This is a genomic window from Vibrio sp. 1069 (assembly GCF_033340555.1).
On the sequence record NZ_JAWOWP010000790.1, the window covers coordinates 1 to 553 of the forward strand.

General features: G+C 51.2%; 1 protein-coding gene. It reads left to right on the top strand.

The window, feature by feature from the left end; translation table 11 throughout:
* On the top strand, nucleotides 1–553 hold a 553-nt coding region (locus R7040_RS29080; protein WP_318097993.1), incomplete at both ends, for an AIR synthase-related protein.

Here is a 553-nt window from a genome sequence, read left to right on the forward strand (position 1 = left end):
CCACAAACCAATCATGATTGCTGGTGGTATGGGTAACATCCGTGACGAACACGTTCAGAAGAAAGAGATCCCTGTTGGTGCGAGCCTAATCGTACTTGGTGGTCCGGCAATGAACATCGGTCTTGGTGGCGGTGCGGCGTCTTCAATGGCGTCAGGTCAGTCAGCTGAAGATCTGGACTTTGCTTCAGTACAGCGTGAAAACCCAGAGATGGAGCGTCGTTGTCAGGAAGTGATCGACCGTTGTTGGCAGCTAGGTGAAGAAAACCCAATCGCATTTATCCACGATGTGGGTGCGGGCGGTATCTCTAACGCACTTCCTGAGCTTTGTGACGACGGCGAGCGCGGTGGTAAGTTCCAGCTACGTGATGTACCAAATGATGAATTGAGCATGAGCCCTCTGGAAATCTGGTGTAACGAATCTCAGGAGCGTTACGTTCTTGCAGTAGCACCAGAAAACATGGAAGCATTCGATGCAATCTGTAAGCGTGAGCGTGCACCTTACGCAGTGGTTGGTGTGGCAACAGAAGAGCGTCATCTAACGCTAGAAGACTCT